Raw genomic sequence first — 24,071 nt, forward strand, 5'->3', positions numbered from 1 at the left:
TTTAAAAAAGAATTTGAACACAAAACAAAGTGCTGCTGTTTTTTTGATGCATGTGGGGTGGTGTGAAAGGCCCCTAGTTGGATTGACAAAGCGCTTTGGGTACTTTGGCGCTCCAAAATGCGCAGCATTCTTGAACACCACTAAAAACAATATTAACTGTGAAAAATTACCATGCCTCCGCGGCAAAGAGCGGAAAAAGATTTCTAGTTAATTATGTCAACATGATAGTCTTTCAGATTTTTGGTCGCAGACTAGAGTATAAAAGACCATAAAAAAATGTCGAACTCAGATTAATAATTAAATATAGCGATGGCTTTCATGCTGCTCACATTGAAAACAAGCAATAAGGAAAATCAATAATTTAGGGATTAATTAGGGAGTATTTGTAAGTAAGCTTAGCGAGCTGTAAATAAGCTTCATTGCATTTACGGCATGCCGTAAAATCAGGCCTGTTTAGTTTGTATACTGAAGTTTTCTAAGACAGGCATCCGTTGTTTCTTCTGTCACCAGAAACAATCCAGATACAAGCCATCCAACTTAAAAAAGCAGTTGAAATACCAAGCTCGGGATCAGCCAGGGTAAAAGAAGATGAAATAGCGATGATCGAAATGGCAGTGGCAAACAAAAATGGAAGAAACTTTTTCATGTTGATAGATTTAATGTATCTAAACAAGCAGTTTCAAAAATCAAACCAATTTGCTGCCAAAAATATAGATCATTATCAATATTTCTTTTTCCTGACATTTCTACTAAAAAAGTCAGGTTTTTGGTTTTGAGATCGTTTGGATTTCAGTTTAATCTGCCAAAACGTTATCGGTAATTTTAAACAGTTGACCTGAAAATAATGCAGTGCTGTTATTGTTTAAATTCACTATTTTGTTTCTCTGAAACAATTGGTAGTAACAGCATTAAGCTTAACCATGAATGATATCAACTTACGTTTTTAAGGGAAGAAATTAGCAAATTCCATTACCTCATTCCTCATATACAAAGATATCAATATCAGTTGCAACAAGAGATTCGTTTCGGAAATTAATATCAAACGATATCAAATCTCCACGGGATGGCAACGATTCGGTATCTGATTCAAAAAACTTGATCCGCTCGTTATTAGTATCCTGGATTAAGCCAACGCCGGCTTTTTTATTGAATGAAAGAATAGTTCCAGTCCTCGCTGATTTATTATGGTTCTGCATGTCTCGATAGGGTAGTATAGGGCTTGAAGATGCGTTTCTTTTAATGTGGCTAATTTAAGGGTATTTTTGATATGAGAATCTGCTTCTTGAAGGTCAGGTACTTTTCAGATCAAAATCGGGTACTTATCATCAATGCTTCAGTAGAAGTCCTGTTAATTTATTATCAGATCTTAATTTTTATTTACAAATGATGAGGAGAAAAGAATGCTTTTTTTACTTTATTTCATTCTTCCAACCTCAACTACAGCATTGCTTCAGAATTAATCTCTATTTTTCTCGAAAGAATTTATGAGCAACAGTAGTAAATCAGTCATATCATCCACCAGTCAGGCGAAAGCTGGTTTTCAATTACACCGGCTAAGTAAGTTTGGCAGTAAGAGCAAGATTATTTCTGGTCAATTTATACTGCTTTTTTTGCTGTTTTCGTATCAGTTTACTTTTGGCCAGGTGGTAGATTCTTTGGGTAGCACGCCGCCAATCAACAATTCGAACTGGTATACAAGAGAACAGATTCCTAAAGTAAAATTTAAGCCTCAATCGTTCATCATTCCGGCAGTTTTGATTGGCTATGGTTTTGCAGCGGTTTACGATCATGGCGCCCTGGAACAATTGGATTTGAGCACACGAGCAGAGTTACAAGAAGATCATCCGCTATTTGCAGCACGTGTTGATGATTATCTTCATCTGGCTCCGGCAGCAGCTGTTTATGCCTTGAATCTTGCTGGGATAAAAGGAAAGCACAATCTTTTTGATGCCACGATGCTCTATGCTACATCTGCCGCGATTATGGGAGTGTCTACACATTTTGTAAAACAGGGTGTTGGGCGATTGCGCCCAAATGGAAATGGTTATAATTCTTTCCCATCCGGACATACTGCTTCGGCTTTTATGGCTGCAGAATTTTTAAATCAGGAATATAAAGATGTCAATCCATGGATCGGCTATGCAGGTTATTTCGTGGCTACCGCAACCGGGGCGCTTCGCGTTTATAATAATAAACACTGGTTTAGTGATGTGGTTGCCGGAGCTGGTTTCGGTTTGGCTTCAACAAAAATTTCTTACCTGATATATCCATATATCAAAAGTATCTTCCATCCCAAAGGACAACGTCAGGTATCCATTATGCCGTTTTATGGATCTGGTGTTCAAGGAATTTCCTATTCAAACACCTTTTAGTTTGGATAAGTAGTTAGACACTAATGCGATTAATTTAAAGGGATTTTTAACCACAGATCAACACGGGTTTTATATCTGTGCCCATCCTTTTTATCTGTGGTTAATAATAAGGATACAATCACTTCAAATCCTATTTGTGCTGTATTTTAATGTAGAGTTAAACATCAGGGCAAATTTCCGCAGGTTAGAAATCCTGATTCGCTCTGCCATCACTTGTTTTGCACTTTTATTTTTAATTTTATCGAAAAGTTTTTGATAATAAATATATGCGAGGTAAACACCTCTCCGTGAAGTTTCTGGTAAATTACGGATGCCAGTAAGCGCGGCATCAAACTCTTTTTGGATGTCGGTTTCAATCTGCTTTTTTTCCACATCAGAAAATGTTGACAGATCCACATCAGGAAAATAGGTTCTGCTGAGAACATAGTAATCAGCATTTATATCCCTTAAAAAATTTACCTTTTGAAACGCAGAACCCAACATCATTGCCGAGTCTTTTAACTTTTCGTAGGCCATTTTATCGCCATTGGTAAAAACATGCAGGCACATCAAACCAACTACCTGAGCAGAACCCAGTATATATCTTTCGTATTTTTCGGGAGTATAGGTTTCCCGCTTCAAATCCATTTCCATACTTTCCAGGAAAAGTATAATCAGCTCCCGTTCAATTTTAAATTGGTTTACGACTTGCTGAAAAGTGTGTAAAATAGGGTTGAGGCTGATCCCTTCGTCTATCGCCTCGAAGCAATCTCTTCGAAACTTTGCTAAAAGTGCAACCTTATCGTAATCATGGAAACTGTCCACAATCTCATCGGCAAGTCGCACAAAGCCATAGATAGCATAAATTGATGCACGGAGTTCCTGCCCTAAGAAATTAATACCTAAAGCAAAACTGGTGCTATAGCGTTTAGTCACTATTTTACTGCATTCTGCAGATACGTTATCAAAAATTACCTTCATTTTTTATGTTATAGGAGATCGGTTAAAAAAAATAATCACTCCTTATTTATAATGGCAAATGCCTGGCCTGCCTGTTTAAATATTCTTCCTGCTTCACTGCAATTCCTATTTGGATTTTGTTGAAGCTAACTTTAATTTTGCTTCTAAAATTTTCCCTCAGACTTAGCCCAGTGGAAATCTTCGAGTTTAAGCAACAGCGAAATTAAGGTCATCTTTTCTGCTTTCGAGAGTGGCTCGGTTACGTTTGCAGACGCAGTTCTAATGCGATCCAGAATAGCGTTTAATTCCGCTTTTCCTTGATCTGTAATTACGATTATCCTGCTGCGCTTGTCGCTATCGATTGATTGTTGTTCTGCAAAACCCTTTTGAATTAGCCTGTTAATAATCAATGTACCTGCTGCCTTTTCATGCACATTTTGTTTAATTAATGCTGTTTTGCTAATGCTGCCAGAATTTGCGAGGCTGATTAAGTATATAAACTCATCCGGAGTGGAAAAAGTAGTATCTGCAATTGCCGTTTTTGCCTGCATTTTGGCATATCGGTAGAGGTGTACTAAAGATGTATTGATCACACTATCAGCCGAACGGCCATTCTCTTTACCCTTCCAATCTGGTTCGGCTGAGGGGGATTTGGCTACTGGTGCTTTATCTAACCATTTGTAGAAAGAAGCTAGGTCATCAGCAGGGTTTTTAGCACTGGTTTCATAATGCTGCACCAAGCTTACTAATTCATTAATCAGGTTATATAACATCTTTGTACATTTTTGTTGTTTGATCCTTTAAAATTTCGTCTACCACCATAAAGGCACTTTTCATTGCGCCATTTATCGAACCATTCAGCAAATGGTCGCCGCAGGCAAAACAGTTTTCTGAAAGGCGAATGAAGTTTGAGTTGTTTTCATTTCGAACACTTTTATTATCTGGCAGTGCAAAAGGAATGTAATAACTGGCAAGGAAAGTCCAATGCTGCACCTCATTATACCACTGTGTAAGTTCTGCTCTCACTTCCTCTTCGATAGAAATTGCTTGTGCAACTTTGCTGGTTTTGATGGATACCGATATTAAAGATTTTCCTGCAGGAGCATAAAACGGAGAAACCTGCTCCATAAAGGCAATATTATTAATAAATTGATCTGGATGGCTGTTCAGGATAATTCTTTTTTCAGCCTCAGGTCTGTAGTCGGAAGAAAAATACAAGGTTAAAGCCGATTTCTGTAAAGGACTACTCAAAGTGTTTTCTTGAAGCTCAATATTGGCAGGGAGAGTAGCAAGAATAATATGATTTGCCTCAAAACTCCTGCCCGTAGCAGTTTTCACTATCCCGTTTTTTATGCTTGTTACTTTTTCATTCAAGATCAATTCTTCATTTGTCAGTTGTGCTGCAAGTTGTTCGCTAATGCTGCTCATTCCTTTTGCCGGAATGGCTGCATCTCCTTTGCTTAACATTTTGAATACAAATTCAAACATCCTGCTGGAAGTTTCCAGTTGATCTTCCAGGAAAATTCCAGTGAAAAAAGGCCTGAAGAATTTTTCTATAAATTTATTGCTGAAGCCGAGGTGGTGTAAGTAAGATAAAGTATCGGTTTCCGGTCTGAGGAAAATTTCATCCACCGAACTCAAACTTAGTTTTACCTTCAATTTCAAAAGGCGAAGCTTATCACCAATATTTCCAACGGGCGAGAAAAGTGTTTTAAAAAGCAAAAGCGGTTCCCGGATAGGGTCGCCAATTTTATGACTTCCACTTTCATCGAGGATCATTGCGCCTGGTAGAAAACTCCTCAGGTCTAATCTGTTATAATCCAAGAGTTTTTTAGCTTCCGGATAGGCGGTGAGCAGTATTTGGAAACCTCTATCCAGGATATAACCATCTTTTGAATCGCTTCTTACCCGGCCACCAACTCCATCGGAAGCCTCGATAATCAAGATTTTTTTTCCTTCCGCCTTTAAAAGCTTTGCCGCAGACAACCCGGCAATTCCGGCGCCTACAATTACTACATCATATTTTTCGCTGTCCATCAATTGCATCATCATTTATAATTCCTGAACGGGTTGATTGGCCTTCGCATATTTAAATCTGGCAACAGGGCGGGGAGCAAAATAGCTATCTAGGCCGGCAACCGTTAATGTGCCTGCTTTAAAATGATCAACGTAACCATCTTCAGCCACCAGATTTTCTTGCAGGTGAATATTTGTTATTTCACCGATCACGAGGGTTGTTCCATTGATCTTAATTGGTACAACTTCCTGAAGCATTAAAGCCATTTTGATGGTAGATTCTGCTACAAATGGCGCTTCAAAACCGCCGAGAAAAATTTCGGTGAAACCACATTCTACAAATTCGGAGAACCCGCCTGGGTACCTTGCGCTCGTTTGGTGCGCCTGGGCTACAAAATCTTCCAGTATATTATTAAAGGTGTAAAATCCCGTTCTTTCGATGTTGCTCAAAGTATCGTGGTCAGCAGATTTTGGGCGAAAGATCATTCCCAGTAACGCAGGTTTAGATCCTACATGAAAGATAGAATTAAACAATCCGAGATTACTATGCCCGTTTTCACCCATCGTGCCAACCATTTGCAGGCATTTTAATCCAGGCAATGAATTAATCAGCGTGTTGCGGTAAGGTTTCTCCATTTCAAGGAGGTTTGAATGGCTGATATTCATTATTATAGGTTTGTCCTTAATTTACCCATGCCACCATCTACCGAAATCACCTGACCAGTAATCCAACTGCTTTCTTCTGATAAAAGGAATGAAATCGCAGCACTGATGTCGGCAGGTTCACCATATTTCCCCAGGGGATGTCTTTTTGCCGATGCTTCCATTTTTTCGGGCGTATTAAGTAATTTGGAAGCAAGTGGCGTGTTGGTTAACGATGGCGCAACAACATTTACGCGGATGTGGCTGCTGCTTAACTCGGCGGCAAGCGATATTGCCAATCCCTCAAGCGCAGCTTTTGAAGCCGAAATACTGGAGTGAAAACCCATACCCGTTGTTGCAGCAACCGAACTGATGAGTACTACTGATGCATTGCCCGCATTTTTTAGCGATTTGAGAGAATGCTGAATGGATAAAGCGGCACCAACAACATTTAACCTGAAATCATCAATCAGGTCTTTTTCACTCACCCTTGCAAATGGTTTCAAATTGATATTCCCAACGCTATATACCAATCCATGCAATTGCCCAGGGATGAAAGAGGCGATGGGCTCCAGGTTTTCCAGAACATCTATGGCCTGATAGTTTACTTGGGTAGGCCAGCTTTCATTCTTGGTTCTGGAGGCCACGTAAACATTTGCACCATCATCATTTAGTGAGTTTACCAGTGCTAGCCCGATCCCCGAACTCCCACCAATAACTAATATATTTTTATCATTGAATCTCATGAGCCTGTATATTTTAAAAATTCATTTTTAGTATCAGTGTGCCTGAATTTGCCGCTAAAAGAGGTGGTGATGGTACTGCTGCCAATGTCTCTGATTCCTCTCGAAGAAACACAATGGTGGTTGGCATCAATCATCACGGCAACATCTTCGGTTCCCATAACTTCTTTAATTTCTTCTGCAATCTGGATGGTTAATCTTTCCTGAACCTGAGGCCTTTGCGAATAATACTGCACAATGCGATTAAGCTTTGAAAGGCCAATCACCTTTCCATTACTAATATAGGCTACGTGTGCCTTACCAGTGATGGGTACAAAATGATGTTCACAGTTACTAAAGACAGCAATATTTTTTTCGACCAGCATTTCATTGTATCGATAAGGATTATCGAACAGGGTAGGGATCGGTTTATTTTCCGGGTTTAAACCGCTAAAAATTTCGTTTACATACATTTTAGCAATTCTTCCGGGTGTGCCGTTCAGGCTGTCATCATTTAAATCAAGGCCAAGAATGGTTAATATGCTAGTGAAATGCTCTTTGATAAGCTCAATTTTGGTTTGATCATCCATAGCAAAAGCATCCGGTCTCAATGGTGTGCTGAAATTTTTTGTATCCCTCAGAAAGTCGATAATGTTGGGTTCAGACATATTTTTTATTTAGTATATTAGTTTACTAAATTATGTATAAGTAATAAATAAATATACTTTTTGTTTGAATTATTTCTCTTTTTGTTTGAAATAGACTTTTGGTGATTATGGCTTAACTGGAATCTAACTATTAAATAGCTTATTTAGTAAGCGCTATTTAACTAACTGAATATGTTTAGCTTATTTTAGTCTAAATATTTTAGGCAAACCTGTAGAAATCTTCAGCATCCGGACGCAAGCCATGAAGTTGTTTGTACTACGTTCTTGACGCGTTAGTTTCGAAATATGGATCAAATTAGAGCAATAAACCATTTATGCTGAACCATTCTAAATAAACAAGGGCAGTGATAATTAATATTGCGTTAAATTCCTGGAAACATACACTCTTTAGTTTTATAGCAAAAGGAAAACAAAACTATGTATCAAAAATTATTTATGAGGAAGTCACTCGCTTTAGCGGTAGTGGCCTTCGTCAGTACAGCGCTGGTGATTAGTGCCTGTAAAAAAGACAAGGGCGAAACAGAAATACCTGTGGTGCCGATAGCACTTAAAGACTATTCCATAAATCCATCATTGCTTAAGAGTTTGCCTGGCTTCGAGGCCTTAGCCATTACTACACTTATCAGTTCTGATGATGTGCTGGCAGAATCACCAAACTTCGTTTTCGGCGCACAGCCAGATGGTGCCGGAATTTTAAAAAATCCAAACGGTGATGGTTTCATCATGATTAATAACCATGAAATTCTTCAGTCAGTTTCAAGGGTTTACCTCGATAAAAACTTTAAGCCGGTAAGAGGCGAATACATTGTAGATTCAGACGGTGGAATGACCCGTTTATGTTCGGCAACAATGGCTACACCAGAGGAGCATGGCTTTTCTAAACCGGTATTTTTAACTGCCGGAGAAAGTGGAGTAGAATCTATGATTCACGCCATCGATCCATTGGCTACAGCCGATAAAAAGAATACGCAAAGAACGTTAAGTGCGCTAGGAAGATGGAGTGCAGAAAATGCTGTTCCACTTCCAAAGGCTTCATACAGCGGGAAAACAGTGATCTTAATTGGCGAAGATGAGGGCGATGGACAGTTGGCCATGTACGTTTCAAACACGCAAGGAGATCTTCAAAACGGAAAATTATATGTGATGAAACGCAGTAACAATGACCCGATCGAAACCAATATGAACAAGGGCCAGAGTTATGATGTGGAATTTGTTGAGCTTGATAACGTTAAGAGCAGCACTGGTGCGCAACTGCAACAACAAACTGTTGATAAAAAAGCACTAATGTTGGCTCGGGTAGAAGATATAGATTATAGAAAAGGCAGTGCCGCAAACGGTAGAGAAGTTTATTTTACGGCTACAGGTGTGAGCCAGGGCGATAAATTAACGCCAGTAAGTGGCAAAACCATGTGGGGCAGGGTTTATAAATTAGTGTTGGATGAAACCAATCCGCTTAAAGGGAAACTTGAAGTAGCTGTAGATGGTAACGATAATCCAGGAAAAAGTATTGTTAATCCTGATAATTTGTGTGTAACCGAAAACTATGTTTACATTCAGGAAGATGGTGATTCATTCTACAAAAATAATGATCATGACGGAACCATCTGGCAATTCGCTATGTCTTCAAAGTCATTGAAACCAATGCTTCAAATGAACCATAGAAGAACTGATGCTACCTTTAATGCCAAATACAATCCATCAAATAATGCGCAATTGAGTAGCTGGGAGTATGGTGCAATGTACGATGTTTCTGCTTTAACTGGTATTGCCGATACATTTGTAATCAACTTACACCCACATACCTGGACCAGTGATAAATATAAAAATGCTGATGGCGGATCTACCCGTTTAGTAAACAACAGCGAAGGTGGCCAGGTGGTAATTGTTAAAGGAATTTCAAAGTAACCATACATACTCTTTTTTCTTATCCCTAACGGCTTCTGCTGTTAGGGATGTTTTTATTTCTGATCAGTTACAATGCCATACAACAAAAAGATTTTCTTTCTTATTCTGATGATTTCCATCAGTACTTCATTAGCCATTTTCTGCAAAATGGATCGGAAATCAAATGCAGATCTGGTAAAAACTGAATTTTCGAAAGACCTTTCAGCATTGCAGGAAAACATTAATAATCAGCTTTTAAATGCTGCCAAAAATAAAGATGAAAACGGAATAAAAAAGGCCTTCCTGCAGGCAAGATTGAAATATAAGGAGATCGAATTTTACATAGAATACTTTTTCCCAACCACAGCTGGATTATTAAATGGTGCACCTATTGATGAGATTGAACTTGGAGAAAATCTTGTTAAAAACCCAAGTGGCTTTCAGGTCATGGAAGAACTTGTTTACAACGTGCCTAACCAGGAGAACAGATCAGAACTATTGAATGAAATCAAAAAGATGAAACTGAATCTTGAAAGAGTATCGCGTTTTAATGATGAATATGAAATTACGGATGCACAGATTTTCGATGCCATACGACTTGAAATTTTAAGAATTACGAGTCTCGGTATTACAGGTTTTGATGCGCCGGTTGCTTTAAATTCATTGCCTGAAGCAGTAGCAGCACTAGGTGGAATAAAAAAAGTGCTTACCGTTTATGATGAGGAAGCCAGCGGGGAAAAAATTGATCAGTCGATTCATTTTATTCAGCGTACTTCTTCATTTGATGAATTCGACCGGATAGGTTTTACAACAGATTACTTACAGCCGCTCGGTAGCGAAATTGCCAAATTACGTAAGCGATTGAACATACCAACCGCTGCAAGTGGCGCTGCGCTTCGAGAGGGTACAGTAAGTCTTTTTGAGACAAATGCATTCGATGTAGATAAGTTTGTGGGCAATAGTACAATGTTCATCAGCAATGAAAAAATAAGTTTAGGCAAATCCCTTTTTGATGAAGTAATGCTTTCTAAAAACCTCGACAGAAGTTGCCAGAGTTGTCATCATCAATCTATGGCATTTACCGATGGGCTGGTAAGGCCACTGGGAATTTCTAAGGGGAAAGTCCTTGACCGGAATACGCCTACGCTTAGCTATGCTGGTTTACAGCGTGGCTTTTTCTACGATCTTAAAGCTGGTTCGTTAGAAGATCAGGCCCTGGATGTAATTCATCAAAAAGAGGAAATGGGTGGTTCTTTGGAACAAGCCGCACAGCGAATCAATACCTCAGGGAAGTACCAGAAAGCAATGAAAAATGCCTATAAAGATGATTCAGAAGCTACTCCATGGAAAATACAACATGCATTAGCTGCTTACATCCGGTCTTTATCTCCATTTTCTTCAAGACTTGATCGGTATATGCGTGGAGACCGTAGCCAGCTTTCTACAATAGAAAAAACCGGATACAACCTTTTTATGGGGAAAGCCAAATGTGGCAGCTGTCATTTCGCACCCTTATTTAACGGCACGCAATCACCTATGTTTATAAAGAGTGAAGCTGAAGTTCTGGGTGTGCCAGCCAAAGCAGATACTGCTCATGCAAAAATTGACTCTGATTTAGGCCGATTTGGTCTTTATCAATACCCGCAATTTAAATATGCTTTCAAAACACCAACACTAAGAAATATTTCCAAAACAGCGCCTTATATGCATAATGGGGTGTATCAAACGCTGGAACAAGTTGTCGATTTCTACAACAGAGGCGGCGGTGCTGGTATTGGAATTTCCCTTGATAATCAAACATTATCGGGTGATCAATTGAAACTGAATAAATCTGAAATAAAATCTATCGTGGCCTTTCTCACAACCTTGGATGATGAAAGTTAGTCGATCAAGGTCAATTGGATTCACCACGTTAACCAGAACTGTGTAAATGGAACAACAGTAAAAATAAATGATAAGCTAACGTTTATTGAGCGTACAGCTATTTAATCAGGTTGCGCTACTAATTTGAAGAAGGGAAATTTAATCTGCGGATAAGTAGTTCATTGTGCTTTTCCAGCAGTTGAATATACTTTAACTTCCAGTGATCCCGATCTTTCATCAGTTCGTCATAGTTAAAATCATCCATTTCAGTTTGTTCCTGAGGTACTAAACTGGCCGCCATTTCAGGGAAATCTACAGAAAAGTCGTAATTTAAAACGTCACCGTAAGCAGATAATAATTTAAAATCTAGGGTTTCCATTTCTATATGGTGATGAATTGCATCAATCGAATATTCCAGCGTTTTTGATAATTCAAAAATTGATATGTTGCTCTTATGAATGATAGACTTAAGCAGTTTCCCCCTATGTATTTCCATTTTTAGTAAGTTAATAAATTCTCACACCAGAACGACAATTTAATGAAATTGTTTTCTCTAAAAATGAAAAGATTCACTAAATGTTTAAATAAGTGTTTGCATAACGCTTATTTTACAAAAAGATGAATCATTTTTCTTATTAGTAATCAATAAACTATGGGGTTGTTAAAATAAAATAAGGCCACCTGAAAAACTGGCGGCCTTATTTTTTGATCGTTCAACTAACTAAAGTATCCGATCAGTTTTTTAGGTAGATGTATTGTAGTAACCAGCTTGGTTATAATTTGTTTTAGAAATTTTTATAAACAGGCCGATTTGATCCTGATAAGCATAAAACTAATCGCTTATTTATGGCGTAAATTGGAAAATGATTTTTTTTGAATAAAGTAGCCCAATCTGTAAAGGATTGGGCTACAAAGAACAATGTATTTAAAATTTGGCATTCGAAGCATAATCAATAAAATTGATACCAGTTCGATTATTCTGGTTTAGCTTCTTTTGATTTTTTGTTACGATCGAAAGAGAACCTTCTGGAAATGCTGAATCCCCAACGGTATTGGCCTTTTAACCACGAGCTTGTGGTTTCAGGAATGAATTGCATTTCCTGAATGGCGGTAGCATTGGTAAAATTAATGTGGAACACATGACCACCAGTTTCCATTTCTAAACCTACACCTAGCGGATTATAGAATTTTGTTGCCCTTTGTGCTTCAACATACTGTTTGTCTTCCTTGTTTCTGAAAGGCAAAAAGTAATCTACTACCAGCGCCATGCGTTTGGTAAATTTGAATCTTCCGCCAGCACCAAGCGCAAACATGTCATTTGCATCTCTAAAAACGGTTAGGTTTCGGTGTACATAACTCGGTGTTAAACTAAACGACAGGTTAGAATTAAACTTTCTCGCTAAAATAATTTGCGACACCCAGTTCAAGCGTTCGCCAAAATTTCTGTAAGAAGTAGCAGAACTTGGATCGTCTGTATTGGCTTTCACTGCAGCGATTGTATTGCTTCCAAAAAGCGTGATCGCCAGTGGCACTTTATCATCAACGGTTTGTTCTAATAAACGATATTTGATACTTCCCTCATAAAGTTGCTGTACAGAAGTTGCACCTTTAGAACGGGCCAGGCCAATGGTAAGTCGGTCGCTCACACCATATTCAAACCCAATTCTCACATCGGTAGAATTATCCAATCCAAAGAACTGTTTCAATCCACCGTTACTGCCCGCAATATCTCCAAAACGGTGATCCACTTTGAAATCAAGTTCATGTTTATAAAGCGTTTCGTTGGTGTGGCCATTAATCAGTTTTGTTGCTTTAAATGTTGCAATCACTTTTTCGCTTTTACCACCTGGCGCGGCCATTGCTTTTTCGAGTTCATCCTGCCCATATCCCTTAAATGATATCGTAATGGCTAGTAGCGATAAACATAATGTTAGTTTGCTTGTGTATTTTTTCATTAGTTTTTCTTTATATAGGTTGCCTGGATACGTACATCTATGTTTTCTGCAATATTTTTGAAAACAAGTGTTGGGATCTCTATTTTGTGATCCGCGATGATGATTTTAAATGTGGATGTTGCAGATACTGTTCCCTTCGAAACGAGAATATCTACCTTTGCTTTACATGGTTTAGTTACCCCATGCACATTAAGTGTTCCATCAACATCCATTTTAGTTAAGCCATCTTTTTCTAAGTTGATGGGTGCGGAAAGTGTTCCTTTAAATTCAGAAACCGGATATTTTTCTGACTCCATGTAATTTTCATTGAAATGTTCCTGCATCAGTTTTTTTGGAAACTGGAAAGAACGGTTACTTACCCTGAAAATGATCTTACCAGATTTAACGTCGATTACTGAATTTCCGACCACACTTTTTGCTTCAATATCCTCAAGGGGAGTTTTCGAAAAAAAAGATACCTGAGCTTTGTTTGTCGTTATTATTTGCGAAGAGGCTGGGAAAAAAAAGAAACCCATTACGATTAGAAGAAGTATATTTTTCATAATTAATTAGGCATATTATTGTCAAACCATTCCCTTAAAGAGGTAAGTTCTGCAGCGGTTAAAGAATTTCCAATTGGCATTGATCTGGTTTCCAGTACTACCCGTCTGATTCTGGCTTCGTTACTGGTGATGGATGCTATTCCGTTGAAAGTCCAGATGGCAGCAGCCGATCTTCCTGCGGTGTGGCATCCGGCACATTTTGTCTGGATTAACGCTTCCGTAAAATTGGTGTAGGTTACTGTTGATGTTCCTACGCCAGGAGTTACCGGAGTTTGAGGCACGATTTCGTCTGCCTGTCGTTTAGAGCAGCTAATGCTCAATAGCACGTAGAATAATACCAGTGCGATGTAGATGAATCTTTGATTGGTTTTCATAGTTATGGATTTAAAGCAGTTGTATTTAAGGTTAAAATTGGCCAAACACCAGGGGCAGGAACACTTACGCCTTTGGTTTCACCACGTTTAGTATCAGGGCCGAAATAGTATAACGGGCGGCCTTTATAAGTTAATTGAGTTCTTCCGGCTACGGTAATTTGAGCAAACATGTTTCTTGCCAGTACAGAAGGAACATTCAGTACAGCAGATTCGTAAATTGGCCAAATCGCATTGTTACTCAGGTCTGCCCGGGTATAGGTATTTACATTAAATCTGTCTGGAGTAAAGCCGTAAAGCGTACGGCCAGAAGCATCAGTAAGGTATTGTGTAATGCCCGTACCTTCGCTTGTATTTTCAAGATAATTTTTTCCGTCGTTTCCAACCAGTTGCGTACTGGCAAGCATAATAGAATAATCTGGTTTGGCCACAAACCAGGTACCACCAGAAGCATCACCTTTAACCTCTAATGGCGCTGTATCGCCAGCGAAGTAATATAAAGGCCATCCTTTATAAGTGGTTTGTCTTTTGCCATCTGCTCTGGTAATGGTAGCAAGATCTGTTGCCGCTAATCCAGGTATGTTGGTTAAATCTTCAGCAAAGAACACAGGCCATGCAGTTTCACAACCTCCTGTACAACCCGAACTACCATTAGCATCAATAGAAAAGAAATACAAGGTTCTGCCATCCCCATCGGTAATTACTGTTCCGAAGGTTGCATTAGTAACTGTTTTTAATGTTTTTTTGCCAGCCACGGTAGGTGGAGCAGTTGTTTCTTCGTCGTTTTTAGAACAAGACGAGAAGATAGTAACGAAGAGTAGCGAAAATAGTAACCAGGTGTTTACTTTAAGTTTCATACAATTAAATGTGTTTTAAAAATTTTGTTTTGAATTATTAGGATTACGGCCGTGATTATTAAAAGGTTGCCTTGAAAATCATCGAAATTCTTGTTTTATTGCAATTGATTGTAGATCAGGTGATTAAAATTGTTACAAAAATTTTATTTATCTTAGACAACCTTTTCAGGATTTTACCCGTATATCGTGTATAAAGTAGGCCAAAACAGTAACTCAAATTTGTTGGTAGAAGAAATTATTAGTGGATGTATCAGGAAGGATAGAGCCAGTCAACATCTCCTATACAAAGAATTTTATAGTTATTGTTTAGGGATATGCAAAAGATACTCGATAAGTGAATTTGAGGCCGCCGATGTGCTAAATAAAGGGTTTTTGAAAATTTTCAATAATATAGCGTCATATGATTCTGCTAAGCCAATCAAGGCTTGGATTGGGAAGATTATGGTTAATACTGCTATAGACCACTATCGCGCGAATCTTCGCTTTACCGGTTATGATGATATCAGTGAGTACGAACGAAACGGAACGGAAGCAGATGTATATGGGCAAATGGCCTACAAAGAACTATTATTGCTGGTGCAAAGCCTTTCGCCTAGTTATAGAGTCGTTTTTAACATGTATGCCATTGATGGTTATTCACATGATGAAATAGCAAAGACATTAAATATTTCGGTTGGTAGTTCTAAATCAAATCTTTTTAAAGCAAGACAAAGGCTGCAGGATATGATCAGGGATATGGAAACCAACAACATTAAATTGAAGGTTGTCTCTGACAATGAACAAGAAAGGAAAAATGAAAGACGAGCATAATCTTGATAAGTTGTTTAAAGAGGGGATGGAAGAGGTTGATATTCCCTTTCGTGAGGAAGATTGGATGGCTATGTCCGAAAAACTCGATCAACAAGAGAAAAAAACCAGGTTTCCTATTTGGTGGAGCATTCTAACTGCTGCAGCGGCATCGATCTTAATTTTCTTTGTTTTTTTTAATGCGCCAAAAAAAATTGAATCTGCTAAAAGAATAGAAAAGAGCCAGGAAAAGATTGTTGAACTCAAAAATACACCTGTTGAATTACCAGTTGATCGTAAAACGGATCAGCAGGAAAATGTAAATCAAGTGCCTTTTGTAACCAGAAGAGAAGTAATTAACGTTGATAGCGATACTGGACTTAAGATTTTGCAACCGGTTAATATAGAAACTGTTATTGGGGAGAAATCTGGCAATCTCATAGCTTTAATAGAATCGAAGATGAAAAGCACAGCGCTTCAGGGTGTGAGTGTAAGTAAATCTAAGCCAGCAGATGAAGCGCTTCTGAAAATGGTTCAACCGCAAAGGCTTTCTTTTACCTTGATGGCTGCACCTGATATATCATCTACAAGCTCCAGCATTAACAATAAAGTAAGTACAAATGTTGGTTTGATGATTAATTACGCGTTAACTAGAAAAATAAGTTTATCTACAGGCGTAATTTATGCCAAAAAGCTTTACGATTATAACAGTAGGGGAAGATTGGTAGCTGGATATAAGGATACAAATTGGAATGTAGAAGCCAATTGTAAAGTATTGGATTTGCCTGTAAATATTGATTATAGGGTTTTTAAAAAGCGAAATATAGCTGTTAATGTGAGTGCAGGAGTTTCCAGTTACCTCATGCTGAACGAAAAATACAAGTTAACCACTGGCCCGGCACTAACCGTTACCAGAGAAGAAGTTACCGGGAATAAACATTTCTTGGGCATTGCTAATTTTTCGGTGAGTGTAGAACGGAACGTCAATTCCCGCTTGAGCGTTGGCTTACAGCCTTTCTTAAAGTTACCGCTAACAGGCATAGGAAAGTATGAAGGTAATTTGAGTTCTGCAGGTTTATCGGTTCTTTTAAACATCAAAAATTTAAATTAACAAAGTCTTTTCGGTATTAAACTGTTTCGAGTATCATGCTTATTTGCCTATCGCTAAGAATGCCAGGCTTGTTTTGTAGTGACTTTGCTTTGTTAATATTTATTAATAATACCGACCTCAATTCGATTAATAATATACATAAAATATCACTCAAGCAGTTTATTCGCATATTTAAGAAGCTGAATAACAAGCGTAATTCCCTTATTTTAGACTATCTTATGGACACATCTTCTGTGAGTAGTTTTTTATGCATTTTGCTAGCTAACTTTAATAAAACAAAGGCTTTACCGAAGAGCACGTCAATCCCAAGGGCCGGAGAAATCAAAAAAACAGTTGTACAATAGTGCAAATAGTACTGACAAACCTCAGACGCAGTGGTTTTGTGTTCATAATTGCGGATTCAATTTTAAAAAGTATTGAACACAAAACGATTGCTGCTGTTTTTTGATGTGTGTGGGATCTTGTGAAAGGCCTCTGGTTGGATTGACAAAGCGCTTTGGGTACTTTGGCGCTCCAAAATGCGCAGCATTCTTGAACACCGCTAAAAACAATATTAACTGTGAAAAATTACCATGCCTCCGCGGCAAAGAGCGGTAAAAAGATCTTTATAAATTAATGGTGTCAATACGATAGTCCAAAGGAGCGGAATGGCGATCGTAGTTCCCCTATTTCAGAGTAGTGTCGCAGAACAGAGTGTAACAAGCAATAAAAACGTCGATCTCAGGTATCAAGTAAAATATCAAAAAACATAAGCATTTAAAGGCTATTTTCCCCGATCACAACGCATACTATTTATCGGCATAAACCTGCTGTTTTTCTCGAATTTCCCAACTACTGTGTACAACATAAACGTGTGAGTTATTAGTCATTTAGGGCAAACTTTGATCCGAAACATTTGTTGCTATATAAAATATTTAAATATAAAAAGCGATGATAAACAACGACGAAAATCCGGTAGCTAACGAGCAGGAAAATACAAATGGCACTAACCAAAATACTACCGGATCAAATGCAATTAAAGATCCTGATGAGTGGACTACCGGAGACGAACCCATGACTGGTGCGCAGGAATCGTATCTCAAAACACTTTCAGACGAAGCTGGTGAGGAATTTGATCATACCTTAACTAAATCTGCAGCTTCGAAACGTATCGATGAATTGCAGCACAAAACAGGCAGAGGCTTGGAAAAATAAATAAATGATGGCATACATGAAGTATAGTCGTTAACATAATTTATTAAGAATAAATGTGGATTTTATGGGCGGCACTGGCTGCAATTTCAGCAGCATTGGTGATTGTTTTAACTAAAGCGGGATTAAAGAATGTCGATTCGAGTTTGGCATTTGCCATTCAGGCCGTATTAATATTACTGATTACCTGGGGAGTAGTTTTTTATCAGGGTAATTTTGGCGACCTGAAAGGAATCGAAAAAAACGCATGGATGTTTCTGCTAGCTGCTGGAATTTTTACCTCGCTTTCTACTTTATTTTCTTATAAAGCACTGTCTATGGGCCCCGCATCTTATGTGGCCACTATAGAACGATCATCGCTCGTGTTTGCCATTATACTTTCTATCATCTTTTTGAAGGAAAAAATTACCTGGCAAATTGTGGTAGGAGGTATTGCAATTATTAGTGGCGCGTTGTTAATTGCTTTATCAGATTCAGGTGAATAACTTGAGCAGAAGGAATATCTATCAATACCGATAAGCATTAATATATTTCGCCACTCTTGAAACGAAAGGTTATTGTAATTCAAAATGTCATCCTGAGCTTTTCGAAGCTTGTAAATACTGTCTTCTACAGTATTTCGACAAGCTCAACGTGACAAATTCGATCCAAATCGTACTCCTTTAAACTATAATTTCATTTCAGTAAAACCATCTTGGCAATTGTCTGTTAACTATCGAATTGAGCGAATATTTAAATGGAAGTGCGAAAAAAAGTTTGTGTTTTGGAAGATGATGATGATATCAGAGAGATCATCGGCTTTCTGCTGGAATCAGAACATTATGAAGTATTTGCCTATCCATCGGTTAAAGATTTTACCCTTGGAGCAACTGCCGTAATGCCAGATGTTTTTATACTGGATATCATGCTTCCTGATGGCAATGGACTCGATGTTTGTAACGAAATCAAATCAAATGTCCGCCTTTCATCAATACCTGTGATCATGATGAGTGCCAATTATACTGAAAATGATGTGAAGACGACTTGTAATGCGCAGGATTTTATCCGTAAACCATTCGATATCGGAGATTTTGTTGATCGTGTTGCATTGCAATTGCGACATTGATGAACTTAAAATTTAACCACTAACCAAACTATCATACCAATATATTTTTGATTAATCACCAGTTTTATTTGCCGATTAACTTTCTGTAAAGCATATACTCCTAAAATTAGAAACTTGATAACACCACAAAAAGCTGCTAGCGGGACAAAATCATTTGTGCCTAGAATTCTGCTGATCCTTTTTCTTGCTGTTCTACTCTGTGTAGAAGGCTTTTTTGCCTACAGATTGCATGTGCTTTCTAGTCAGCAGGAAGACTTAAAAAAGGATTATTCTGAGATTAATAACATTACTTATGGTTTGTTCTCCGTTGCGCAATGGCACGATAAAGTTGCTGCAATTGTTAACCATCAGGTACGGAATTTCACCATGACGCCCAAACAAAAGAAAGCACTTCAAACGGAAGTAGAAGAAGTAATCGTTGCTTTAATTGATAAGGCTCAGGCTATCGTGAATAAACCAAAAAAGACTGTAGATGGAAAGATCAAGAAATTTGTAATCAACAACTTTGTAGATATAGACAAAATTAAAGCGCAGGCACCTGCATTTGCCAAAACCATTATTGCTCAGGTTGATAACCGGGCCAATAAGAAAAAGTTGAGTAAAATGGCGATGGGAAAGTTTGTGGAAATGGAGCAAACAGGCAGTATGGACAGTACGTTAACGGAAATTGAGACAACGACCAAAAGTATGTATAAAAAGTACCAGGTTTTCTCAACAGAAGAACTGAACAACAAGTTCAGCACCTCATTGGCCAATATCAAAAAATCTACCTACACTTATTCTTTCGGGATGCTCGGTTGCATTGTGGTGGTATTGTCGCTCTGGTGGGCTTTTAGAAAACGTGTTGAATTGCATACCACGCTTTTCATTATGTCGTTGCTTTTTGCATTCATTTTACTGGCTGTTGGCTTAACAGCTTCGATGATTGAGGTAGATGCCAGGATTAAATCGCTTGATTTTACGCTTCTGGGAGAACATGTGGTATTTAAAGATCAGGTGCTTTTTTTTCAGAGTAAAAGTATTATGGATGTGGTGCGGGTGTTGATTAGCCAATCGGCTATTGATTCGATTTTGGTTGGTGTTTTAATATTGGTTTTTAGCGTGTTGTTTCCAATTATGAAACTGAGTTCTACAGGAATTCATCTGCTGGGTAACAGACGACTTGCTGAGAATAAGTTTATCAAATACTTTGCTTTCCAGTCGGGTAAATGGAGCATGGCCGACGTGATTGTAATTGCGATCCTGATGACTTATATAGGCTTGAATGGTTTACTGGAATCGCAATTAGAAAGCTTGCATATTAACAGCGATTTCCTCACCATTATTACTACAAATAATACAGCACTCCAACCTGGTTACATCATCTTTATCAGTTTTGTACTATACGGGCTTACATTGTCTACCATCCTGAAGTTCATTACTCCACATGATTCACACTAAATAATTTTACGGTATTTATCCATCATATAAAAGATCAGCATTGACAAATCATATTCAACAACCAGCTAAAAGAAAAACCACGGTGGCCAATATTCTGCTTATCGTGGGTTTAGGTATTCTGCTTTGCGGAGAAAGCTATTTTGGTTATCGTCTGCATACCATTTCGGCCGAGCAGGAGCAGATTAAAGAAGATTATAGTGTAGTAAACAGCATTACCTTTGGCATTTTTTCTGTCGACCAGTGGAGGGAAAAGATTTCGGCGGTGGTAGGTCGCCAGGTAAACGGCTTCAGTATGACTGCGAAGCACAAAGCAGCGTTGCAAGAGCAAGTAGAAAGCCAGTTAAATGGTTTAATCAATAAAACTGTAGCGCAAATTAACAAGCCGCAGAAAGGTTTAGGGGCTAAACTTAAAAAGTTGGCTTTCAATAGTTTTGTGGATGAAGATGAACTTCACGCCATGGTACCTACATTTTCCAAAACGATTATTACAAAAATCAATAGTCCGGCGAGTAGAAAAAGGCTGAAAGAAATTGCAACCAGTAAAATGGACCAATTGGAAGATCAAACCTATGATAAAACAGAAATAGCGAAAAATGCGATGACCCAGCAAATGTTTGCCAGGTATAATGTTTCTAATAACGCTGATTTCGATAAGACGATTAAAAACAAGGTAAGTGCAATCGAAAAGCTGACTTATAATTATGCTTATGCCATGTTGGGGTGTGTGCTTCTGGCACTTGTTCTCTGGTTGATCTTAAGAAGAAAAACACAATTGCAAACCACTCTTTTTATCATGTCACTCCTTTTCGCTTTTGTTCTTTTGGCTTCGAGTATCACCACTACCATTATTGAAGTAGATGCCCGGATCCAGACCCTGAACTTTAAGCTGTTGGATGAGAATATTGCTTTTAGCAATCAGGTGTTATTTTTTCAGAGTAAAAGCATCATGGGGATTATCGAAACGTTAATTAAACAGCCTAAACCCGATTCGATTATGGTAGGTGCGCTAATGATGATTTTCGTAATTATTTTGCCTGCGCTAAGACTGTTAGGTAAAGGCCTGCATGTTTGGGGAAATGATCGCCTGGCAGAAAGTAAAGTGGTGCGCTATCTGGCCTTCGAATCTGGTAAATGGGATATGGCTGATGTGATGGTAGTGGGTGTTGCCATGACTTACATCGGATTAAACGGTATTTTGAAAAGTCAGCTTTCCAACCTGAATATGGACACTGGTCCGTTAAAAACAGTAACTGAAAATAACAGTAGCCTGCAACCGGGATATTTAATTTTTGTGGCTTACGTTATCTTCGCTATGGTTTTATCGTATATATTAAAACGGATTGCAAAACCTCATGAAAAAGAACCGCAGGTTTTGGATGAAGAGAATGTGCCTACTTAAATATGATAATTTTAGAAAATCGATATCAAATAAACCTTCCCAAAATATAAACTATAGTTATGGATATTCAATTCTCACAACGCCCTTTTTATGTGAAAACAATGTGCGTATTGGTCAGCCTGATTGCTTTCGGTTACCTGGTTATCATTGCAAAAGAAATCCTTTCACCACTGATTTTCTCTAGTCTCTTTTCGATCCTATTGCTGCCAATGGCATCTTTTTTTGAGAAAAAATTTAAGCTACCGAGAAGTGCTGCCTCTATGCTTTCTGTAATTTTGATGCTTGGAACCGTTTGTCTGGTGCTTTATATCATCGGTTCTCAGTTAAGTAATCTGGCTGGAGACTGGCCGCAGTTTAAAGAACAGTTAGGGGTAACCATTTCAAATCTGCAAAAGTGGATAGATACCCGCTTTAATATTGATGCGGCAAAGCAATTAAATTATGTGCATACGGCCACTACAAAGGCATTAGCATCGAGCACAACGGTAGTGAGTGCAACGGTATTATCGTTATCATCAATCTTATTATTTCTGGTCTTCACATTTATTTACACATTTTTTTTCCTCCTATACCGTAGTTTAATTATGAAATTCCTGGTGTCTGTATTTCTGGAAGAAAACAATAAACTGGTTTATGATATTATCGAGCAGGTACAATACATCATCAGGAAATACATTATTGGCTTACTCATAGAAATGGCAATTGTTGCAGCTGCAGTAAGTATTGTATTTTGGGCACTTGGCATTAAGTATGCTTTTTTACTTGGATTAATTACTGGGATACTAAATATCATCCCTTATATCGGGATTTTTGTAGCGCTTTTATTGAGCACGCTAATTACGTTCGCTACAGCAACGGCGATTACGAAGGTAATTTTAGTCGTGGTAACATTAGTTGTTATCCACTTAATTGATAGTAACGTTTTGCTTCCAATTGTAGTGGGCTCAAAAGTTAGAATCAATGCACTAATTACGGTATTGGGTGTAATTGTTGGTGAAATGCTTTGGGGAATATCCGGAATGTTTCTTTCCATTCCTGTAATTGCAGTATTGAAAATTATTTTCGATAGGGTAGAGAGCCTAAAACCCTGGGGTATTATTCTTGGCGATGAAGAGAAGAAGCAGAATCAACTGGCCAAACGCATAAAAGTTAGCCGAAGCGAAACCTAGCGGAGATAATAGATTAATTAAAATCATCATACCTTTTTTACATCATTTGCTTAAGCAGAAGATTGGGATCAATAGTTGGTTCCACTCTTTTGTTTTAAAAGACCTTTGAACACCAATTGAGATCGATTAATATATTCGTAACCCCTGAAGGAATAAGAATGAACATTTGGGAAAAATGTGGTGTTGTTTGATCTTAGAGGGGTAAAATATGTTGAATGATCCAGTTATTATTATACAACGCTTTGCCGTAAGTAAGGCAGATTTATTTAAAGCCTGGACGGATGAGTCTGCTTTAAAGGCGTGGTGGCAGCCTGCAGGTAAAAAGTTATCAAGCGTAGAAAACAATCTTGAAGAAGGTGGAAAAGTAACCTACATTTTTAAGCCTAACGGAAAGGATGACACCAAATTGGTGATTGAGGGAGAATATCAGGAGGTGCAGCCAGAAGAGAAATTGGTTTACTCCTGGAACTGGATTCTCGATGAAACCGCTTTAGAAAATGGAAATTATCTGCTCACGGTTGAATTTAACGAAATAAATGGTGAAGCAGAACTGACCATTCATCAGGAGAGTGAAAGTGAACAAGAAGGTGTGCATCCACATAAAGAGGGATGGGAAGATGCATTAAAATCATTAGAAAATTATTTGTTGCAACAATAATATAGGTATTAGTTCTTCCATCATTTCCTATGCCGGGGTAGCAGGGTGGAAATAGCAGGGTACAATTTCAGATTTTTTATGATAGCTTTTTTTACTATTAGCATGAACGGTGGGTTAAAGCGGTCGTCATCCTGAACTTGATTCAGGGCCTATGTTTTAATATTATTGATTTTTTTCAATCGTTAGCTGCGAAAAATGCTTATTACACGCCCTTTCCCATCTGGGGAAAGGTGCCGCTAGGCGGATAGGGGCTTTTTTTTCCGCTGCGCTGGCTTGCCTCGGCTAGCCGCCGAAGGGCTCTTACTTTTTTGCTTGATCAAAAAAGTAACAAAAAAATCAAGGCTTGGATCTGATGTCGGATAAATTCGTCAAAGCTTTATT

The 24,071-nt window shown here is 38.2% G+C and carries 24 protein-coding genes; 12 read left to right on the top strand and 12 right to left on the bottom strand.

Features of this window, described 5'->3' with window-relative positions:
- Positions 1-475 precede the first annotated feature (475 nt).
- The gene (locus ACN1CD_RS21955) at positions 476-646 is read right to left on the bottom strand and encodes a hypothetical protein (RefSeq protein ID WP_419132561.1); all 171 of its coding nucleotides are present in this window, start codon (positions 644-646) and stop codon (positions 476-478) included.
- 838 nt (positions 647-1,484) lie between these two features.
- Between ACN1CD_RS21955 and ACN1CD_RS21960 the strand changes: the two genes are divergently transcribed.
- Positions 1,485-2,372: a phosphatase PAP2 family protein gene (locus ACN1CD_RS21960; protein WP_419132562.1), complete on the top strand. Its 888-nt coding sequence runs from the start codon at positions 1,485-1,487 to the stop codon at positions 2,370-2,372.
- 123 nt (positions 2,373-2,495) lie between these two features.
- Here ACN1CD_RS21960 and ACN1CD_RS21965 read toward each other — a convergent pair whose 3' ends face one another.
- From ACN1CD_RS21965 to folE, 6 genes are all read right to left on the bottom strand, one after another.
- Positions 2,496-3,332 carry a phytoene/squalene synthase family protein gene (locus ACN1CD_RS21965; RefSeq protein ID WP_419132563.1) on the bottom strand — a complete coding sequence of 279 codons (837 nt, stop codon included), beginning with the start codon at positions 3,330-3,332 and terminating at the stop codon, positions 2,496-2,498.
- 143 nt (positions 3,333-3,475) lie between these two features.
- Positions 3,476-4,084, bottom strand: a complete 609-nt coding sequence (locus ACN1CD_RS21970) for a MarR family winged helix-turn-helix transcriptional regulator (protein ID WP_419132564.1) — start codon at positions 4,082-4,084, stop codon at positions 3,476-3,478.
- Entirely contained in the window at positions 4,074-5,348 is a 1,275-nt protein-coding gene (locus ACN1CD_RS21975) for an NAD(P)/FAD-dependent oxidoreductase (RefSeq protein WP_419132565.1), read from the bottom strand. Before ACN1CD_RS21975 ends, ACN1CD_RS21970 begins: the two co-directional genes overlap by 11 nt.
- Positions 5,349-5,363: 15 nt before the next feature.
- Positions 5,364-5,963, bottom strand: a complete 600-nt coding sequence (locus tag ACN1CD_RS21980; protein WP_419132566.1) for a flavin reductase family protein — start codon at positions 5,961-5,963, stop codon at positions 5,364-5,366.
- Between the two features lie 32 nt (positions 5,964-5,995).
- Complete coding sequence (locus ACN1CD_RS21985; protein ID WP_419132567.1) at positions 5,996-6,715, bottom strand: SDR family NAD(P)-dependent oxidoreductase; 720 nt, start codon at positions 6,713-6,715, stop codon at positions 5,996-5,998.
- The gene (gene folE / locus ACN1CD_RS21990; RefSeq protein ID WP_419132568.1) at positions 6,712-7,359 is read right to left on the bottom strand and encodes a GTP cyclohydrolase I FolE; all 648 of its coding nucleotides are present in this window, start codon (positions 7,357-7,359) and stop codon (positions 6,712-6,714) included. The genes ACN1CD_RS21985 and folE overlap by 4 nt, the downstream gene beginning before the upstream one ends.
- 435 nt (positions 7,360-7,794) lie before the next feature.
- On the opposite strand from folE, the gene ACN1CD_RS21995 reads away from it, so the two are divergent.
- Positions 7,795-9,264, top strand: a complete 1,470-nt coding sequence (locus tag ACN1CD_RS21995; protein WP_419132569.1) for a hypothetical protein — start codon at positions 7,795-7,797, stop codon at positions 9,262-9,264.
- 72 nt (positions 9,265-9,336) lie between these two features.
- Positions 9,337-11,127: a cytochrome-c peroxidase gene (locus ACN1CD_RS22000; RefSeq protein ID WP_419132570.1), complete on the top strand. Its 1,791-nt coding sequence runs from the start codon at positions 9,337-9,339 to the stop codon at positions 11,125-11,127.
- 118 nt (positions 11,128-11,245) lie between these two features.
- Here ACN1CD_RS22000 and ACN1CD_RS22005 read toward each other — a convergent pair whose 3' ends face one another.
- The 5 genes from ACN1CD_RS22005 to ACN1CD_RS22025 all read right to left on the bottom strand — a co-directional run bounded on the left by ACN1CD_RS22005 (position 11,246) and on the right by ACN1CD_RS22025 (position 14,831).
- Positions 11,246-11,602, bottom strand: a complete 357-nt coding sequence (locus tag ACN1CD_RS22005; RefSeq protein ID WP_419132571.1) for a hypothetical protein — start codon at positions 11,600-11,602, stop codon at positions 11,246-11,248.
- A 478-nt stretch (positions 11,603-12,080) separates the two neighbouring features.
- Complete coding sequence (locus ACN1CD_RS22010; RefSeq protein ID WP_419132572.1) at positions 12,081-13,061, bottom strand: DUF5777 family beta-barrel protein; 981 nt, start codon at positions 13,059-13,061, stop codon at positions 12,081-12,083.
- Positions 13,061-13,603 carry a YceI family protein gene (locus tag ACN1CD_RS22015; protein WP_419132573.1) on the bottom strand — a complete coding sequence of 181 codons (543 nt, stop codon included), beginning with the start codon at positions 13,601-13,603 and terminating at the stop codon, positions 13,061-13,063. Before ACN1CD_RS22015 ends, ACN1CD_RS22010 begins: the two co-directional genes overlap by 1 nt.
- 2 nt (positions 13,604-13,605) lie before the next feature.
- A complete protein-coding gene (locus ACN1CD_RS22020; protein ID WP_419132574.1) occupies positions 13,606-13,977 on the bottom strand; it encodes a c-type cytochrome in 372 nt (123 codons plus the stop codon).
- Between the two features lie 2 nt (positions 13,978-13,979).
- Entirely contained in the window at positions 13,980-14,831 is an 852-nt protein-coding gene (locus ACN1CD_RS22025; protein WP_419132575.1) for a hypothetical protein, read from the bottom strand.
- Positions 14,832-15,017: 186 nt separating this feature from the next.
- Between ACN1CD_RS22025 and ACN1CD_RS22030 the strand changes: the two genes are divergently transcribed.
- The 9 genes from ACN1CD_RS22030 to ACN1CD_RS22070 all read left to right on the top strand — a co-directional run bounded on the left by ACN1CD_RS22030 (position 15,018) and on the right by ACN1CD_RS22070 (position 23,690).
- Positions 15,018-15,641: an RNA polymerase sigma factor gene (locus ACN1CD_RS22030; protein ID WP_419132576.1), complete on the top strand. Its 624-nt coding sequence runs from the start codon at positions 15,018-15,020 to the stop codon at positions 15,639-15,641.
- The gene (locus ACN1CD_RS22035) at positions 15,607-16,728 is read left to right on the top strand and encodes an outer membrane beta-barrel protein (RefSeq protein WP_419132578.1); all 1,122 of its coding nucleotides are present in this window, start codon (positions 15,607-15,609) and stop codon (positions 16,726-16,728) included. The genes ACN1CD_RS22030 and ACN1CD_RS22035 overlap by 35 nt, the downstream gene beginning before the upstream one ends.
- A gap of 930 nt (positions 16,729-17,658) precedes the next feature.
- Positions 17,659-17,922, top strand: coding sequence for a DUF3072 domain-containing protein (locus ACN1CD_RS22040; RefSeq protein WP_419132579.1), 264 nt, complete (start codon positions 17,659-17,661; stop codon positions 17,920-17,922).
- A 53-nt stretch (positions 17,923-17,975) separates the two neighbouring features.
- The gene (locus tag ACN1CD_RS22045; RefSeq protein ID WP_419132580.1) at positions 17,976-18,404 is read left to right on the top strand and encodes an EamA family transporter; all 429 of its coding nucleotides are present in this window, start codon (positions 17,976-17,978) and stop codon (positions 18,402-18,404) included.
- A 251-nt stretch (positions 18,405-18,655) separates the two neighbouring features.
- Positions 18,656-19,024 (top strand): response regulator transcription factor, encoded by a 369-nt coding sequence (locus ACN1CD_RS22050; RefSeq protein ID WP_419132581.1) that lies wholly within the window; start codon positions 18,656-18,658, stop codon positions 19,022-19,024.
- A 114-nt stretch (positions 19,025-19,138) separates the two neighbouring features.
- Positions 19,139-20,464: a paraquat-inducible protein A gene (locus tag ACN1CD_RS22055; protein ID WP_419132582.1), complete on the top strand. Its 1,326-nt coding sequence runs from the start codon at positions 19,139-19,141 to the stop codon at positions 20,462-20,464.
- Between the two features lie 40 nt (positions 20,465-20,504).
- Positions 20,505-21,863: a paraquat-inducible protein A gene (locus ACN1CD_RS22060; RefSeq protein ID WP_419132583.1), complete on the top strand. Its 1,359-nt coding sequence runs from the start codon at positions 20,505-20,507 to the stop codon at positions 21,861-21,863.
- 59 nt (positions 21,864-21,922) lie between these two features.
- A complete protein-coding gene (locus ACN1CD_RS22065) occupies positions 21,923-23,032 on the top strand; it encodes an AI-2E family transporter (RefSeq protein ID WP_419132584.1) in 1,110 nt (369 codons plus the stop codon).
- A 208-nt stretch (positions 23,033-23,240) separates the two neighbouring features.
- The gene (locus tag ACN1CD_RS22070; protein WP_419132585.1) at positions 23,241-23,690 is read left to right on the top strand and encodes an SRPBCC family protein; all 450 of its coding nucleotides are present in this window, start codon (positions 23,241-23,243) and stop codon (positions 23,688-23,690) included.
- The last annotated feature ends 381 nt before the right edge of the window (positions 23,691-24,071 follow it).

This window comes from Pedobacter sp. N23S346, assembly GCF_048515415.1.
Classification (GTDB): Bacteria; Bacteroidota; Bacteroidia; order Sphingobacteriales; family Sphingobacteriaceae; genus Pedobacter.